This is a genomic window from Adlercreutzia sp. DFI.6.23 (genome assembly GCF_024462535.1).
In the GTDB taxonomy this organism is placed as follows: domain Bacteria; phylum Actinomycetota; class Coriobacteriia; order Coriobacteriales; family Eggerthellaceae; genus Adlercreutzia; species Adlercreutzia rubneri.
Genome location: NZ_JANGBP010000008.1, coordinates 60,186 through 74,959, shown reverse-complemented (window position 1 = coordinate 74,959; position 14,774 = coordinate 60,186). Strand labels below are relative to the sequence as shown.

10 protein-coding genes are annotated in these 14,774 nt (G+C 67.6%); 5 read left to right on the top strand and 5 right to left on the bottom strand.

Annotated features, from left to right (window positions below):
- Positions 1-112: 112 nt before the first annotated feature.
- Together NE591_RS08955 and NE591_RS16280 are read left to right on the top strand one after the other, a co-directional pair.
- Positions 113-1,108 (top strand): ADP/ATP-dependent (S)-NAD(P)H-hydrate dehydratase, encoded by a 996-nt coding sequence (locus NE591_RS08955; protein ID WP_227070040.1) that lies wholly within the window; start codon positions 113-115, stop codon positions 1,106-1,108.
- A 114-nt stretch (positions 1,109-1,222) separates the two neighbouring features.
- On the top strand, positions 1,223-3,757 hold the full coding sequence (locus NE591_RS16280) for a hybrid sensor histidine kinase/response regulator (RefSeq protein ID WP_227070043.1): 2,535 nt from the start codon (positions 1,223-1,225) through the stop codon (positions 3,755-3,757).
- A gap of 398 nt (positions 3,758-4,155) precedes the next feature.
- On the opposite strand, the gene acpS is transcribed toward NE591_RS16280, so the two are convergent.
- From acpS to NE591_RS08925, 5 genes are all read right to left on the bottom strand, one after another.
- Positions 4,156-4,707 carry a holo-ACP synthase gene (acpS, locus tag NE591_RS08945; protein ID WP_227070045.1) on the bottom strand — a complete coding sequence of 184 codons (552 nt, stop codon included), beginning with the start codon at positions 4,705-4,707 and terminating at the stop codon, positions 4,156-4,158.
- A gap of 79 nt (positions 4,708-4,786) precedes the next feature.
- Complete coding sequence (gene glmS, locus NE591_RS08940) at positions 4,787-6,634, bottom strand: glutamine--fructose-6-phosphate transaminase (isomerizing) (RefSeq protein ID WP_022739495.1); 1,848 nt, start codon at positions 6,632-6,634, stop codon at positions 4,787-4,789.
- Between the two features lie 259 nt (positions 6,635-6,893).
- A complete protein-coding gene (gene pheT, locus NE591_RS08935; protein ID WP_227070047.1) occupies positions 6,894-9,344 on the bottom strand; it encodes a phenylalanine--tRNA ligase subunit beta in 2,451 nt (816 codons plus the stop codon).
- A gap of 8 nt (positions 9,345-9,352) precedes the next feature.
- Entirely contained in the window at positions 9,353-10,414 is a 1,062-nt protein-coding gene (gene pheS / locus NE591_RS08930; protein ID WP_114549046.1) for a phenylalanine--tRNA ligase subunit alpha, read from the bottom strand.
- A gap of 505 nt (positions 10,415-10,919) precedes the next feature.
- Positions 10,920-12,125 carry a hypothetical protein gene (locus NE591_RS08925; protein WP_231699494.1) on the bottom strand — a complete coding sequence of 402 codons (1,206 nt, stop codon included), beginning with the start codon at positions 12,123-12,125 and terminating at the stop codon, positions 10,920-10,922.
- Between the two features lie 253 nt (positions 12,126-12,378).
- On the opposite strand from NE591_RS08925, the gene NE591_RS08920 reads away from it, so the two are divergent.
- The 3 genes from NE591_RS08920 to NE591_RS08910 are packed head-to-tail and all read left to right on the top strand — an operon-like array spanning position 12,379 to position 14,744.
- On the top strand, positions 12,379-12,669 hold the full coding sequence (locus tag NE591_RS08920) for a hypothetical protein (RefSeq protein WP_022739489.1): 291 nt from the start codon (positions 12,379-12,381) through the stop codon (positions 12,667-12,669).
- Between the two features lie 2 nt (positions 12,670-12,671).
- A complete protein-coding gene (locus tag NE591_RS08915) occupies positions 12,672-13,118 on the top strand; it encodes a PIN domain-containing protein (RefSeq protein ID WP_022739488.1) in 447 nt (148 codons plus the stop codon).
- 9 nt (positions 13,119-13,127) lie between these two features.
- Positions 13,128-14,744 (top strand): DNA repair protein RecN, encoded by a 1,617-nt coding sequence (locus tag NE591_RS08910; RefSeq protein WP_173113799.1) that lies wholly within the window; start codon positions 13,128-13,130, stop codon positions 14,742-14,744.
- The last annotated feature ends 30 nt before the right edge of the window (positions 14,745-14,774 follow it).

The window sequence follows — 14,774 nt, the reverse complement described above, 5'->3', positions numbered from 1 at the left end:
AGCGGGAACATGAGAATTACGCCGCGCGGCCGTCCCGTTTCCGACAGGATTGCGCTGCGTTGGCGCTGCGTTTCATGAGGGTTTCGCTCATTATTTGGAAGGTGTGGAAGAGATGGAAGACGCGGAGGATCTGAAAGTGGCCCCCGGCCGGGGCAATGCCGGGCTGGCCTGTCTGCTGCCGCATCCGGCCGCCGATGCCAACAAGTACACCCGCGGGCACTTGAGCCTCGTGGTCGGATCGGCCGCCTACCCCGGCGCGGCCTGCCTGGCGGCTGCGGCCGGCGAGCGTGGCGGGGCCGGCTACACCGAGGTGTTCTGCGCCGGGAAATCGATGATCACCGTGCGCGGCTGGCGGCCGTCTTTGGTGGTGCGCGACTGGAGAGCGTGGAAGCCGGCCAAGGCGCCGGCGCCCCGGCCGGGCCACCCGACGGCCTGCGTCATCGGCTGCGGCTTCGACGCGGCGGAAACCTCCCTCACCTCGCTTCTCATGGAGACGGTGCGGGGCTGGGAGGCCCCTCTGCTCATCGACGGGGGCGCCCTCGGGCTTCTCGCCAACGCCACCGGCCTGCGCCTGGCCCGCGAGCGGGCCGCCGCCGGGCGCTCGACACTGCTCACGCCCCACGGCGGCGAGGCGACGCGGCTGGCCCAAGGCGTCCGGGAGGCCCTGGAAGAGGCCGATGACGCGGCCGCCCGCGGAACGCGCAGCCCCCTCGCGGAGGCCGCGGGCGCCCTCTCCCCCGCAAGCCGCGCCACGCTAGCCGAAGCCGACCCCGCGCCTGCGGCCCTGGCCTGCGCGCTCGCCGAGGCCTACGGCGCCGTCGTGGCCCTCAAAGGCCCCGTGACCTTCATCGCCTCGCCCGACGGCACCGCGGAGGTCATGGACCGGGGCACGTCCGCGCTCGCCAAGGCCGGCACGGGCGACGTGCTCGCGGGCATCGTCGGCGCCCTGCTCGCCCAGGGACTTTCCCCCCGCGACGCCGCGGCCCTCGGCTGCGCCCTGCACGCCGAGGCGGGCCGGACCGCCGCGGCCGCCCTCACCGACATCTGCGTCGCCGCCGAGGACCTCATCACCTACCTTCCCGACGCCATCCGCGCCATCGAGTCCTAAGGCGGGGCGGCACGCTCGCCCCCCCCTATTGACAGGGGTTAATAGCGAATCTCGCCACAATTGCGGCATTATAGCCTTATACTGAGGTGTCATCGAGAGCAGAAAGGGGAGGCCGTGCACGCCGTCAAAGTCGACAGCCGCAAGATCATGGCCGCAGGCCTGGTCATCGTTGCCGTCTTCGCCGCCGTCGCCATCACGGTGAACCTGTTCTACTTGGGGCAGATCCAGTCCCTCGTGCGCAACACCACGACCACCTCGGTCATGGAGCTGGCCACCGCCCGCGCCCGCTACCTGGACGAATGCCTCACCTCCGACCAGAACTCCGTGAAAAGTCTCGCCCACTTCATCGCCGACATCACCCCGCAAGAGGCCCGCGACCAGGTGAAGGACTTCATCTCCACCCACGAGGCCGCCGCCGCCTGGATTCACTCCAAGGATGGCACCACCTGGTGTTCCTCAAGCGAGACCGACCTGTACGATCCGGCCTTGGAAGACGAGCTGTTCGGCCCGGCCATGGCCGGTGAGACCGGCTCCTCGGAGATGTACCTCGGCCACGCCGGCGAGCGCCGCATCCTCTTCTACGCCCCCATCGTCGACGCGCCCGCCACCGCCGGCCCCGGGACGACCACCACACCCGCGGATCCCGATGACGTCCTCGGCGCCGTCTACGTCTCCTACCCCGCCGACGAGCTGCAGAACTCCTATGGCACTGCCTATTCCAGCGCCGGCGCCACCTTCGTCGTCGACTCCTCCGGCACCATCGTGCTCGACGCCAACCGCGGCGCCGACGAGGCGGTCCAGGGCAGCCTTTCAGCCCTCATCAACGACAACGCCGACTCGGCCCAGGTCTCCTCGTTGCTCGCCGGCATCGCCTCCGACACCTCCGGCAGCCTCGTCATGACCCTCGACGGCGCCGACCAGTTCGTCTTCTACACCCCCATCAGCGCCAAGAGCGGCTGGTCGCTCGTGACCATCCTGCCGCTTTCGGTGGTGGAATCCGACGGCACGCAGATCGTCGGCATCACCAACCAGATGGTGGCCGTGCTCGCCGTGGCCGTGGCCGTGGCGGCGGCGGCCATGGTGGCCCTCATGGTGTACCGGCGCCGCCGCGAGCACCGCTACGAGCAGTACATCCAAAGCGTGTACTCGGCCATCGGCGCCAACATCGACACCGCCATCTTCATCGTCGACCGCAAGGAGCGCCTCATCGAGGCCGTCTTCGAGAACACCCAGGACATCCTCGGCATTCCGGCCCGCGACTTCTTCGTCCCCAACGAGCTGTCGCCCAACGAGGCCTACACCCACGTGGCCGCCATCGTGCACTCCGGCGCCGGCGACAAGGCGCGCACCTGGGAATTCGAGGCGCACAACCCGGCGCTGGGCCGCTCGCAGTGGCTGCGCATGACGGCACGGCCCGTAATGCTCGCCGAGCGCGAGAAGACCATCTTCTCACTCACCGACGTCACCGCCGACCACGAGATCCGCGCTCGCCTCGAGCGCGCCGCCACCGCCGCCGAGGACGCCAACCGCGCCAAAAGCTCGTTCCTCTCCTCCATGAGCCACGACATCCGCACGCCCATGAACGCCATCCTGGGCTTCTCCACGCTCATCGACCGCGAGGCCGACAACCCCGCCCACGTGCGCGACTACAACCGCAAGATCGCCACCTCCGGCCAGCACCTTTTGGGGCTCATCAACGACGTGCTGGACATGTCGAAGATCGAGGCCGGCAAGACCACCCTGGCGGAAAGCGCCTTCGCCCTTTCCGGCACCGTGGAATCCGTCGAGGCCATGATGCGCCAGCAGACCGATGCCAAGAACCAAGTGTTCACGGTGGAAGTGGACAAGGTCGAGCACGATCGGCTTGTCGGCGACGAGGGGCGGCTGCGCCAGATCCTCATGAACCTTCTCTCCAACGCCATGAAGTACACCCCGGAGGGCGGCCACATCCTCTTCCGCGTCGACGGCTCCGCCAAGCGCCACGGCGAGCTGCAGCACCTGCGCATCATCGTCCGCGACGACGGCATCGGCATGTCGAAGGACTACCTCGCCACCATCTTCGACTCGTTCACCCGCGAGGAGTCGAGCCTCACCAACAAGGTTCAGGGAACGGGCCTCGGCATGGCCATCACGAAGAACCTCGTGGACCTGATGGGAGGCACCATCTCCGTGGAAAGCGAGTTGGGGACGGGCAGCACCTTCATCGTCGATCTGGACTTCCCGCCGGCCGGCGACGAGTCGGACGGCACCGAGGGCGACGGCGGAAAGCGAGCCGGCGACGCGAGCGGGACCGGCGAGAACGCCCTGGCGCACAAGCACGTCCTCGTGGCGGAGGACAATGCCCTGAACGCGGAGGTCATCACCGCCATCCTGAACATCCACGACGCCACCTGCGAGGTGGCGGCCAACGGCAAGGAGGCCGTGGCGAAGTTCGGGATGAGCGCCCCGGGCACCTTCGACATGATCTTCATGGACGTGCAGATGCCCGTAATGAACGGCCACGACGCCGCCCGGGCTATCCGCGCGATGGATCGCCCCGACGCCTTCGCCGAGGACGAGCGCCAGGCCCTCGCCTGCGGCATGAACGCCCATGTCGCCAAGCCCATCGACGTCCACAATCTGGAACGCGTCGTAGCCAAGCTGTCTTAGACGGGCTTTTCGTGGAAGGCGGCCGCCTCGTTTTCGCTTCGTACGCCTGAGCGGGACATGATGCGTTGCACGAAAATGCGCGTTGCGTCGCGCTTGCGAGCAGCTGGAAGGGGATTCTGGCCAAAAACAGGCCGCAGACTGGCAGTTTGGACTTACTTTTTGGCCATCGTACCGTCTGTTGGGAGAGTTCCTTGTAGCTTCTTTGAGTTTTCCCAGCTCAGAGGATCGGAGGTTGCAGCCGTGAAATGAGCTGGGCGATGCCATTACAGCTAGCGGCCCGTTTTTGGCCAAAATGCGGTCCAGAGACCCTTCCAAATGCAGTCGGCGATACTTTTTTGGCCACAGCGCGGGAGGCAGCCCTCGCGGGTGCGAACCGCGCCGCACGACACCCTGGGATTCTACCCAGCCGCGGGCGCTCCCGGGAGGTCGTCCAGCAGGGTGCGGGCGTCCTTGAACTGGCGGGTGAGCTCCTCCATGGGGTCGCGCCGCCGCTCGGTGGCCGCCACCGACTCCTCGGTGATGGCCATGGCGCAGGCCACGGCATCGGTATGGGTGTAGGACAGCGAAAGGGGGATCTCCCGCACGCCCTGCTCGCGGGCCACTTCGCGGGCGCGCCCGGTGAGCACCACGTAGGGGCGCCCCTTGCTCGTGCGGCGCACTTCCACATCGAGCCAGCCGATGCCCTCGGAAAACCCCGTCCCGAGCGCCTTCAGCACCGCCTCCTTGGCGGCGAAGCGGGTGGCGTAGTGCACTTCGGGGTGAGCATGGGAGTCGCAATAGGCCCGCTCGGCGGCAGAGTACACCTTCTCCACGAAGGCCGGCGAGCGATCGATGATCTTGCGCATGCGCGCGATTTCCACGATGTCCACGCCGAGGCCCACTTCCTCGTTGGGCACGTCCATGGCAAGCGCGCCATCGACGACGGCTTGGGATTTCTTCGATCGGGCCACTCCATCTGCCTTTCAGATCATCGGGGATACGCAAAGGCGCCGCCTCGGGATCGAGCGCGGCGCCGAAAGAGACTCATAGCTATTCGACCGTCACCGATTTCGCGAGATTGCGGGGCTGGTCCACGTCGCAGCCGCGTTTGACGGCCACGGCGCGCGAGAGCAGCTGCAAGGGCACGCTGGCCGTGATGGGCGAGAAGGCGTCGCGCACCTTCGGCACGTAGATGACGTGGTTGGCGTGCTTGGCGATTTCCTCGTCGCCCTCGGTGGCCACGGCGATGATGCAGGCACCGCGGGCCCGGGACTCCTGTAAATTCGACACCACCTTGTCGTAAACGGGACTCTTCGTCGCGATGGCCACCACGGGGAATCCCTCATCGATAAGGGCGATGGGGCCGTGCTTCATCTCGCCGGCGGCGTAGGCCTCGGCGTGCAGGTAGCTGATCTCCTTCATCTTAAGGGCGCCCTCGTAGCTGGTGGCGGCCCCCATGCCCCGGCCGATGAACAGGGCGCTTGTCGCGTCCACCATGGCGTCGGCCGCCGCCTCCACCGCCGGATCGCAGTCGGCGAGGATGCGCTCGACCTGCTCGGCGGTATCGGCCAGCTCGCTGAACAGAAGCTTGATCTGCCGGCCGGTCAGCCGGCCCACCGCCTGGCCGAGCAGCATCGCCAAAAGCGTGAGGGAGACGACCTGCCCCAAAAAGCTCTTCGTGGAGGCCACGGCGATCTCCTTGTTGGCTTTGGTGTAGATGACGCCGTCGGATTCGCGGGCCACCGGGCTTCCCACCACGTTCGTGATGCCGAAGACCTTCGCCCCCTTCACGCGGGCGTCGCGGATGGCGGCCAGCGTGTCGGCCGTCTCGCCCGATTGCGATACGGCCACGACCAGCGTCGTGGGCGTGATGATGGGATTGCGGTAGCGGAACTCGCTGGCGACCTCCACCTCGCAGGGGATGCGCGCCCAGCTCTCGATGAGGTTCTTGGCGATAAGGCCCGCATGGTAGGAGGTGCCGCACGCAATAATGTAGACGCGATCGACCAGGTTGAGCTCGGCCGGCGTCATGTCCAGCTCGTCGATGACCAGCGAGCCGGCAACCAGGCGGCCGGCCAGCGTATCGCGGATGACGCGTGGCTGCTCGTGAATCTCCTTCAGCATGAAGTCGGGGTAGCCGCCCTTTTCGGCGACGTCGAGATCCCAATCGACATGGGTGACGTCGGGCTTAATGGGGTTGCCGGCCTCGTCGTAGTACTCGATGCCATCGGGGCGCAGGCGCGCCATCTGCCCGTCGGCGAGCACCACCACATCGCGCGTGGCGTCGATCATCGCGATGATGTCGGAGGCCACGTAGCTGCCGGTCTCGCCGCAGCCCACCACGATGGGGGAATCCTTGCGGCAGGCGATGATCGTGCCCGGCTCGGCATCGGCCATGACGGCCAGGCCGTAGGCCCCGACGAGTCGTGCGGCCGCCTCGGCCACCGCCGCACGCAGGTCGCCGGTGCCTTCGGCGAGCATGCGGTGGTAGGACTCCTCCACGAGGTGCGCCACCACCTCGGTATCCGTCTCGCTCTTGAAGACGTGCCCGCGACCGACGAGCTCCTCGCGCAGCTCGGCGAAGTTCTCGATGATGCCGTTGTGCACCACGGCGATGTCGCCGGAGCACGAGGTGTGCGGGTGCGCGTTGGCCTCGCTCGGCTTGCCGTGAGTGGCCCAGCGGGTGTGCCCGATGCCGCAGGTGCCTGTCATTTCGAAGTGGCCGAGGGTGTGCGCGAGCTCGGCCACCTTGCCCTTGCGCGTGATCACCTGAATGCCGCCGTCCTGCTCCACGGCCACACCCGCCGAGTCGTAGCCGCGGTATTCCATGCGGGTGAGCCCCTCCACCAGGATGGGAGTGGCGCTCGCCTCACCGGTATAGCCGACGATTCCGCACATAGATGCTCCTTTATCGAAAGCGGGCGGCACGAGGCCGCCCTTACTCATTTGCCGGTTCGCTATTGTACCGAAGGGGCGCCGTCCCCGGCCGCCTTCCACGAAAAGCCCGTCTCGACCGCTGCCGGATCAAGCGGAAACACGGGGTGTTCTGACCGAGCGAGTTCCGCAGCGAACAGGACAGGACTGAATGTCCTGTCCTGCAGAGCGAGGACTGCCTGAGCGAATCAGAATACCGCGTGGTTCCGCCCTCGCCCGACGCCTACCCGCGAACCTCGGCGCCGGTGGCTTTTTCCACCTTCGACACGAGCTTGCCGTGGGCGCGCTCCACTTCCTCGCTGGTCAGCGTGCGGTCGGGCGCTCGGTAGACGAGACTGTAGGCCATGGACTTCTTGCCGGCGCCCACGCGCTCCGCATCGCGGTACACGTCGAACAGCGCCACGGATTCCAAGAGCTTCCCGCCGGCCGAGGTCATCACCTGAACCATCTTCTCATGGGGCACGTCCTCGGCCACCACGAAGGCCTGATCCACCGTGACGGCCGGGAAGGTGGGCACGTCCACGTAGTCGCGGGCCGGGCGGCACGCGCGCACGAGCGCCGCCACGTCCAGCTCGAAGGCCACCACGGGCGGCTCGGCCCCGAAGGCGTCGACCACGAGCGGATGAACCTCCCCCACCCAGCCGACGACCGCGCCGTTGGCCATCATCTCGGCGGCGCGGCCCGGCTGCAGCTGCGGGGCCTCATCGGCGGAAAGCGCCCGGAAGCGCACCTTCGGCAGCGCCAGTTCGCGGGCCAAGTTCTCCAGCACGCCCTTGGCGTCGAAGAAGTCGAAGGGCACCGCCGGTGAGTTCCACGCCCCGTCGCGCATGGAGCCGGCCAGAACGCCGGCGAGCTTCTTGCGCTCCTTGGCCTTCTTGCGTCCCTCGGCGGCCATAAACACCGTGCCGATCTCGTAAAGCTGGATGTTCTTCACGCCGCGGGCCTGGTTATAGGCCACCGAGCGCAGAAGCCCGGGAACGATGGACTGGCGCATGACCGACATGTCCGCGTTCAGCGGGTTCAGAAGCTCCACGGCCAGGCCCAGCCCCTCGGCGGGCAGGCGCAGCCGCTCGATGTCGCCGGGCTCGGCGAAGGAGTAGGTCATGGTCTCATTCATGCCGGAGGCGCGCAGGGTGTCGTTGATCACGCGCACCGTCTCCTGCTCCGGCGTGCGCGCGCCCACGCGCTCGCGGCCGCCGGGCAGCGTCGGGGGGATGCGGTCCATGCCCCACAGGCGCAGCACTTCCTCGTACAAGTCGATCTCGCGCTCCAGGTCGGGACGGAAGGTGGGCGGCAGCACCGAGAGCACGGAGGCGTCGTCAGTGGCCTCCACGGCACAGCCGAGGCGCACGAGGATGTCCTCGATGAAGTCAGCGGGAATGTCGGCCCCCATCATAGCCGTAAAGCGCGGGATGCGGAAGATGAGCTCCGGACGGGCGGTGGGAAGCTCGTACACGTCCACCACGCCGGGGCGCACGGTGCCCCCGGACACCTCGGCCAGAAGCGCCGCCGCGGCCTGGGAGACCACTTCGCACAGATGATCGTCCACACCGCGCTCGTAGCGCATGGAGGCCTCGGAGATAAGGCCCAGATTGCGGCTCGTGCGGGAGGTGCGGCCGCGCTCGAAGGCGGCGGACTCCAAAAGCACGCAGGTGGTCTCCTCGGTGACCTCGCTGTTCTCGCCGCCCATGACGCCGGCGAGCGCCACGGCGCGCTCGGGTGTGGCGATGACCGTCATGTCGCTCGTCAGCTCGCGATCCTCCCCGTCCAGGGTGGTAAGGTGCTCGCCGTCGGCGGCGGCGCGCACGACGATATGGGCGCACCCGTCAGCGCTGGCCACTTTCGCGAAATCGAAGGCGTGCAGCGGCTGGCCGTAGAGGTACAGGATGTAGTTCGTCACGTCCACGACGTTGTTGATGGAACGGCCCCCGGCGGCAGTCACGCGCTCGGCGAGCCATTCGGGGGAGGGCCCCACCTTCACGTTGTCGATGACCCGGGCGGTGTAGCGCGGGCAGCGCGCGGCATCGGGCACCTCAACGGTGACAGCGGCCGCCACGTCCTCGCCGGCGGTCACGGCAGCCAGTTTCTCCACATCGCCGGAAAGCGGCCAGGTCACCGGCTGCTGGTACATGGCGCCCACCTCGCGGGCCATGCCCACCATAGACAGGCAGTCCGGCCGGTTCGGCGTGATCTCCAGGTCGAGCACGGTATCTCCCGCGCCCATGAAGTCCGCCATGGGCTGGCCGACGGGCGCGTCATCGGGAAGCACCCAGATGCCGGAGTGGTCCTGTCCCAGCCCCAGCTCGCGGCGCGAGCAGCACATGCCGCAGCTCACCACGCCGCGCAGCTTCGATTTCTTGATCTTGAAATCGCCAGGCAGCACCGCGCCCACGAGCGCCACGGGCACCTTGACGTCCGCCGCGATGTTCGGCGCCCCGCAGACGATCTGCACGGGTTCCTCGGCGCCCACATCCACCGTCACCACGTGCATGTGATCGGAATCCGGATGCGGCTCGCAGGTGAGCACGTGCCCCACCACGACCCCTTCAAAGGCCTCGCCGGTCTTCTCCACGCCTTCCACACCCGTGCCCGTCAAATCGAGCCGATCGCAGAACGCCTTCAAATCCTCCGGCACCGCCGTATACTCAGAAAGCCACTTCAAGGATACTTTCATGTTTCCTCCTAGAACTGCCGCAGGAACCGCATATCGCCCTCAAGCAGCATGCGCAGATCGGGCACGTCGTACTTCAGGCAGGCGATGCGCTCCACCCCCATGCCGAAGGCAAACCCCGAGTACTCCTCCGGGTCGATGCCGCTCATGGAAAGCACGTTCGGGTCCACCATGCCGCAGCCCAAGATCTCGATCCATCCGGTGCCCTTGCACATGCGGCAGCCCTCGCCGTGGCAGATCCCGCAGCTCACGTCCGCCTCGGCCGAAGGCTCCGTGAACGGGAAGTAATGGGCGCGAAAACGCGTCTTGCGCTCGGGCCCGAAGATCTGCTTGCACACGTAGTCGAGGGTGCCCTTCAGGTCGCCGAAGGTGATGCCGCGATCCACCACGAGTCCCTCGATCTGATGGAACTGCGGCAGATGCGACGGATCGGCCACATCGCGGCGGTACACCTTGCCCGGGGCGATCATGTAGATGGGCAAGTCCCAATCCTCCATGACGTGCACCTGCACGCCGGAAGTCTGGGTGCGCAGCAGCACGTCGGACTCGCCGCGCACCCGCGAGGTGTCGCCGGACAGGTCGTGCACGTAGAAGGTGTCCTGCATGGAACGGCTCGGATGGTCGGCCGGAGCGTTCAGGGCCGTGAAGTTGTAGTAGTCGGTCTCGATCTCCTCGCCTTCCACCACTTTGTAACCCAGGCCCAAGAAGATATCGGACACCTCGTCGATGATGCCGTTGATGAGATGGCGGGTACCCACCTGCTGGGCGCGGCCGGGCAGCGTCACGTCCACGGCCGCCGCCCCCATGGCCGCCTCAAGCTCGGCGGCATCGAGCGCCGCCTTGCGGGCGGCCAGCGCCTCTTCCACGTCCACGCGGGCCGCGTTCACGGCCTTGCCCACGCTCGCGCGCTCTTCAGCGGGCACCTGGCCCATGGATCTCAAGTACCCGGTCAGCGTGCCGGACTTGCCCAGCACCGCCACGCGCACGGCCTCGAGCGCCGCCGACGTGTCCGCTGCGGCGATTTCGGCCAAGGTGCGCTCGCGCAGCGCCGCCAACTCCTCTGCGATTGCCATAAGGTTCGCCTTTCTTCTCGAGCCAACAAAAAAGAGCCTTCTTCCGTCCCGCCTGGGGCCGCTTGCGGCTTACCAGGAATCCAAGGACGGGAGAAGGCTCTCGCGGTACCACCTCGGTTGGCAACGCTTCAGCGACCCGAAGGGAATCGCAGTGCGGCGTCGCCCGCTTGTTCGCGCTCTGTGACGGGAGCACCCGGCACCCCTACTGGTCGCCTCGCCCGTGGGCGTTCGCGTTCGGGAATGCTGCTCGGAAGGGAATAAGACGCACTCAGAGGGTCGGGCTCTCTCAGCCGGTGAAGCCCTTCTCTGGCGACCGTGACGCGCGTCCGCTGTCTTCGTCATCGCATGTAACGCCACAGTATAGCGCACTTCGAGGCGGAGCGAGCGCAGAACTTTCCCGCTCCCGACAGACGGGAAGCGGGCCGCGGGCACGCGGAGGCAGACGAGAAGCGGGCTCCGACGAGCCGCGAAGAAGCGCAGCGTTCCAGTGGCGCAGCGAGGCGCCCTACAGGAAGCGGTACTTGACGGTGCGCAGGCCCCAGGCGCGGCAGCTGGAGAAGCCGAAGGCTTTCCACACGCCCGGCTGCAAATCGAGGGCGCGGGAACCGCCGCCCATGGAGCCGCAGTCGTTCACCGTGGCATAGACGGTCTGGCCGCCGTAGACGATCTCCACGGTGCGCCCGAAGTAGCTGCGGTAGTTCGGCAGCGACTTGGGCACCGCCACGCCCATGGAGTTGTCGTCGCAGACGGCACCGGTGGACGTGGTGCCGGGGTTCGGCGTGTTCGGATCGGTGCTGCCGCCGTAGGCCGAGGCCACGCCGGAAAGCCACCCTTCCTCCGAGGAGCCGCCGGATCCGCCCCCGTTGCCGGAGCCGCCGGAACTTCCCGCGTTTCCGGAATTCCCGGATGAGCCCGAGTTGCCGGAATCACCGGACGAGCCGCCGTTATCGGAAGGGCCCTCGTCGTCGGAGACCACCGGCTCGCGATCGCCCGTATTGGCGTCGGGGCTCTCCTGCACAGCCGCGGCCGCCGCTGCGGCGGCCTCCTCTTCCTGCTTGCGCAGGGCCTCGGCCTGAGCGGCGAGCTCGGCCAGACGGGCCGCGTGCTCCTCCTGAGCGCCCTCCAGACGGGCCGTGGCATCCTTCACGACGCTTTGGGCCTCGGCGCGCTTAGCCTCCTGGGCCGCCAACGCCTCTTCCTGCTCGTTCTTCTGGGCGTTCAGCTCGTCGCTCACGTCGTCGAAGGCGCGCTTGCGCTCCTTCTGCTCGGCCACCTCGTCGGCCTGATAGGACATGATCTGAGTGACGTACTCCATGTTGCGGAGCAGCTCGTCGAAGTTCTTCGAATCAAGGATGAGGCCTAAAAGCCCCATGGAACTGCCGTCGCGGTACTCGCCCACGGCCACCTGGCCCAAAGCCGCGCGCCCCTCGAGCATGGCCTGCTGGGCCTCCATGGCCGCCGCCGCCGTCTCGTCGATCTTGGTCTGCAGCTCGGCCACCTCGGCGGTGAGCTGCTCGTACTCGCTATTGATCTGGGCCATGCGGGATTCGGCCTCGTCCAGCGTGGCCTGCGCCGCATCCACGGCAGCCTGAGTGTCGTCGGCAGGATCGGCCGCAGCCGGAATCGCGCCGATGCCGACGAGGGAGAAGGCGAGCAACAGGGCGAGAAAGACCCTCGTCGCTTTTCCTTTTCCGAACGCTCGCTGTGCCAAGGTTTCCCTTCCGTTCTGCCATTACGCCGCAGCTTTCCCCGGGCGAACATGCCGACCGGTGCGCTGCATCGCTCCATCTTCCCCAAATCGACCGACCGAGGCAAGCGTCTTACCGAAAAAGACACGAGCCGTCGACTCCTTGTCCATGGAGCATAACACTTTTTGACCATAATGCAAATACTTGTTCGTATTATTATTGCAATTTGTTCGGTGTTCCGTTATACTGCGCCAAAAGCAAGAGAAAGGAGCGGCCATGCACGCCATGGTAACGGCCCGAGTGCCCCTGGAAATCCGCGACCAGGTGAACGCGAAGCTGCGGTCCATCGGCTCGTCCCCCACCGAGCTGGTGAACGCTGCCTACGATTACGTACTCGCCACCGGCGAGCTGCCCGATGCGCAACGGGGAGAATCTCCCCTGCGCATCACCCTCACCGACGCCCAGGCCAACGAGCTGCGCTTCCGCTTGCGCCAGGCCACGCGCCCCGTACCGGCGTCGTTCTGGGAGGCCCGCGACGGCGCGCCCGCAACCAGGGAAGGAGAATAGCCATGCGCCTGCTCATCGATAGCGACGTTCTGCTCGACTTCATCGGCGAACGCGAGAGCACCGCCGCCGCCTGGGTGAAGCTCCATGCCATGGAGCTGGCCGGGGCCGCGGAGCTGTGGGTCTCCGCCGAGGCCTTCGGAGAGGTGCGCGCCGCCCTCGCCGAGGCCCTATCCGACCACGACGCCCGCTCGGCTTTGCGTTCGGCCATGGCGTTTCTGTCCGTGTGCTCGATCGACGGCCCCGACGTGCGCTTCGCCCTGGAGCACGAGGGGCTGCCCTATCGCGCGGCCCTCACCGAATCCTGCGCCCGCAAGCTGCAGGCCGACTTCATCGTCACCCACGGCGGCGAGGTATCCGTCTCCCGGGCCGTGCGCCGCGTGGCCCCCGACGAGCTGTTCAGCGTGCTTGAGGCGGAGCAGGGCATCGTCTTCGACGTCATCGACTTCTAGCGGGGAACCATGATCGACGAAATCCAAGTGAAGGACGTGGCCCTCATCCGCGAGGCCTCCCTTTCGCCCTCCCCCGGTCTCACCGTCCTAACCGGCGAGACGGGTGCGGGAAAGACGGCGCTCGTGAGCGCCGTGAAACTGCTCGTCGGCGAGCGCGCCGACAGCTCCTGCGTGCGCGAGGGGGCAAAAAACGCCGAAGTGCGGGGGCGCCTGTTCCCTTCCGATCCCACCGCCGAAGAGCTCGTCGCGGTGCGCAAGGTCAGCGCCGACGGCCGCAGCCGCGCCACCATAAACGGCGCCATGGCCAGCGTCTCGGAGCTCGCGCGCACGGTGGGGCCTTTGGTGGAGCTCTGCGGACAGCACGAGTACCAATCGCTGCTGAAGCCGGCGGAGCACGGCCGCATCCTCGATGGTTGGGCCGATCTGGAAAGCACCGTAGGGGCGGCCTTTCGCGAGGCCCTCGCCGATGCCCGTGCCGCCGAGGCGGCCCTAGAAGAGCTGAGGGCAACGGCGAGCGCCTCCAACACCCAGCTGGAGGAGGCACGCTTCACGCTGCAGCAGATAGAGGCGGTGAACCCCGAGGGCGGCGAGTACGAGGAAACGCGCGACTGGCTCGCCCGGGCCGAGCACGCCGAGGTGCTCGCCCGCAACTCCCACGGGGCCGCCGAGGCGCTCTCCGGCGACGGCGGCGCGCTGGACGCCCTGAACACGGCCATCTCCCTCATCGAGGAGGCCTCCCGGGCCGACGAGTCGCTGGCCCCCTTCGCCGCGTCGCTGAGGGAAATCTGCTTCGTCGTGGAGGACGTCTCCCGGGATATGGCCGGCTACTGCGACGCCATCGATTTCGACGGCGAGTCTCTGGCCGCGGCCCAGAAGCGCATGGGGCAGCTCATGGGGCTCATGCGCTCCTTCGGTCCCACCATGGAGGCCGTCTTCGAGCGCTGGGACGAGGCGGCGGCCCTCGTCGGGCTCGTCGACGACGCCGACGAGAACCTGGCCCGCGCCGAGGCGGCCGTGGAAGCGGCCGAAAGCGCCCTCGCCGAAGCGGCGGCCGCCTATGATGCAGCCCGCATCGAGGCCGCGCCGCGGTTCGCGGCGGCGGTCAACGAGGTGCTCGGACGCCTGGAGATGGGGACGGCGGCGCTCGTGTGCACGGTGGAGCCGCTGCCCCGCGAAAGCTGGAGCGCCGCGGGCAGCGCAAGCGTCGTCTTCGAGTTCAAGCCCGGCGCCTCCATGCAGCCGCGCCCCTTGGCCCGCATCGCCTCCGGAGGCGAAATCAGCCGCGTCATGCTGGCCATCAAGATGGCTTTGGGCGCAAAGGACGGCACGGAGACCCTTATCTTCGACGAGGTGGACGCCGGCGTGGGCGGGAGCACCGCCAATGCGCTCGCCGCCGTGCTGGCGGAGCTGGCGGAAAGCCACCAGGTCATCGCCATCACGCATCTGGCCCAGGTGGCTGTGCTCGCCGATACCCACTACACCGTGACGAAAACCGCGGGCGACGCGCCCGAAACGGCTCTGACCCCGGTGGAGGGCGACGAGCGCGTGGCCGAAGTGGCGCGCCTGTTGTCGGGCACCGCCACCGAGACCTCCCTCGCCCACGCGCGCGAACTTCTCGGCCAGTAAGCCGTCGGCAACGGTCGGTCCCCCGTAGGG

Coding starts and splice junctions, on each gene's coding strand:
- NE591_RS08915 (WP_022739488.1), top strand. CDS start 12,672: ATGCGCCTGCTCATCGATAGCGACGTTCTGCTCGACTTCATCGGCGAA.
- NE591_RS08920 (WP_022739489.1), top strand. CDS start 12,379: ATGCACGCCATGGTAACGGCCCGAGTGCCCCTGGAAATCCGCGACCAG.
- NE591_RS08910 (WP_173113799.1), top strand. CDS start 13,128: ATGATCGACGAAATCCAAGTGAAGGACGTGGCCCTCATCCGCGAGGCC.
- NE591_RS08955 (WP_227070040.1), top strand. CDS start 113: ATGGAAGACGCGGAGGATCTGAAAGTGGCCCCCGGCCGGGGCAATGCC.
- glmS (WP_022739495.1), bottom strand. CDS start 6,634: ATGTGCGGAATCGTCGGCTATACCGGTGAGGCGAGCGCCACTCCCATC.
- pheS (WP_114549046.1), bottom strand. CDS start 10,414: ATGGCAATCGCAGAGGAGTTGGCGGCGCTGCGCGAGCGCACCTTGGCC.
- pheT (WP_227070047.1), bottom strand. CDS start 9,344: ATGAAAGTATCCTTGAAGTGGCTTTCTGAGTATACGGCGGTGCCGGAG.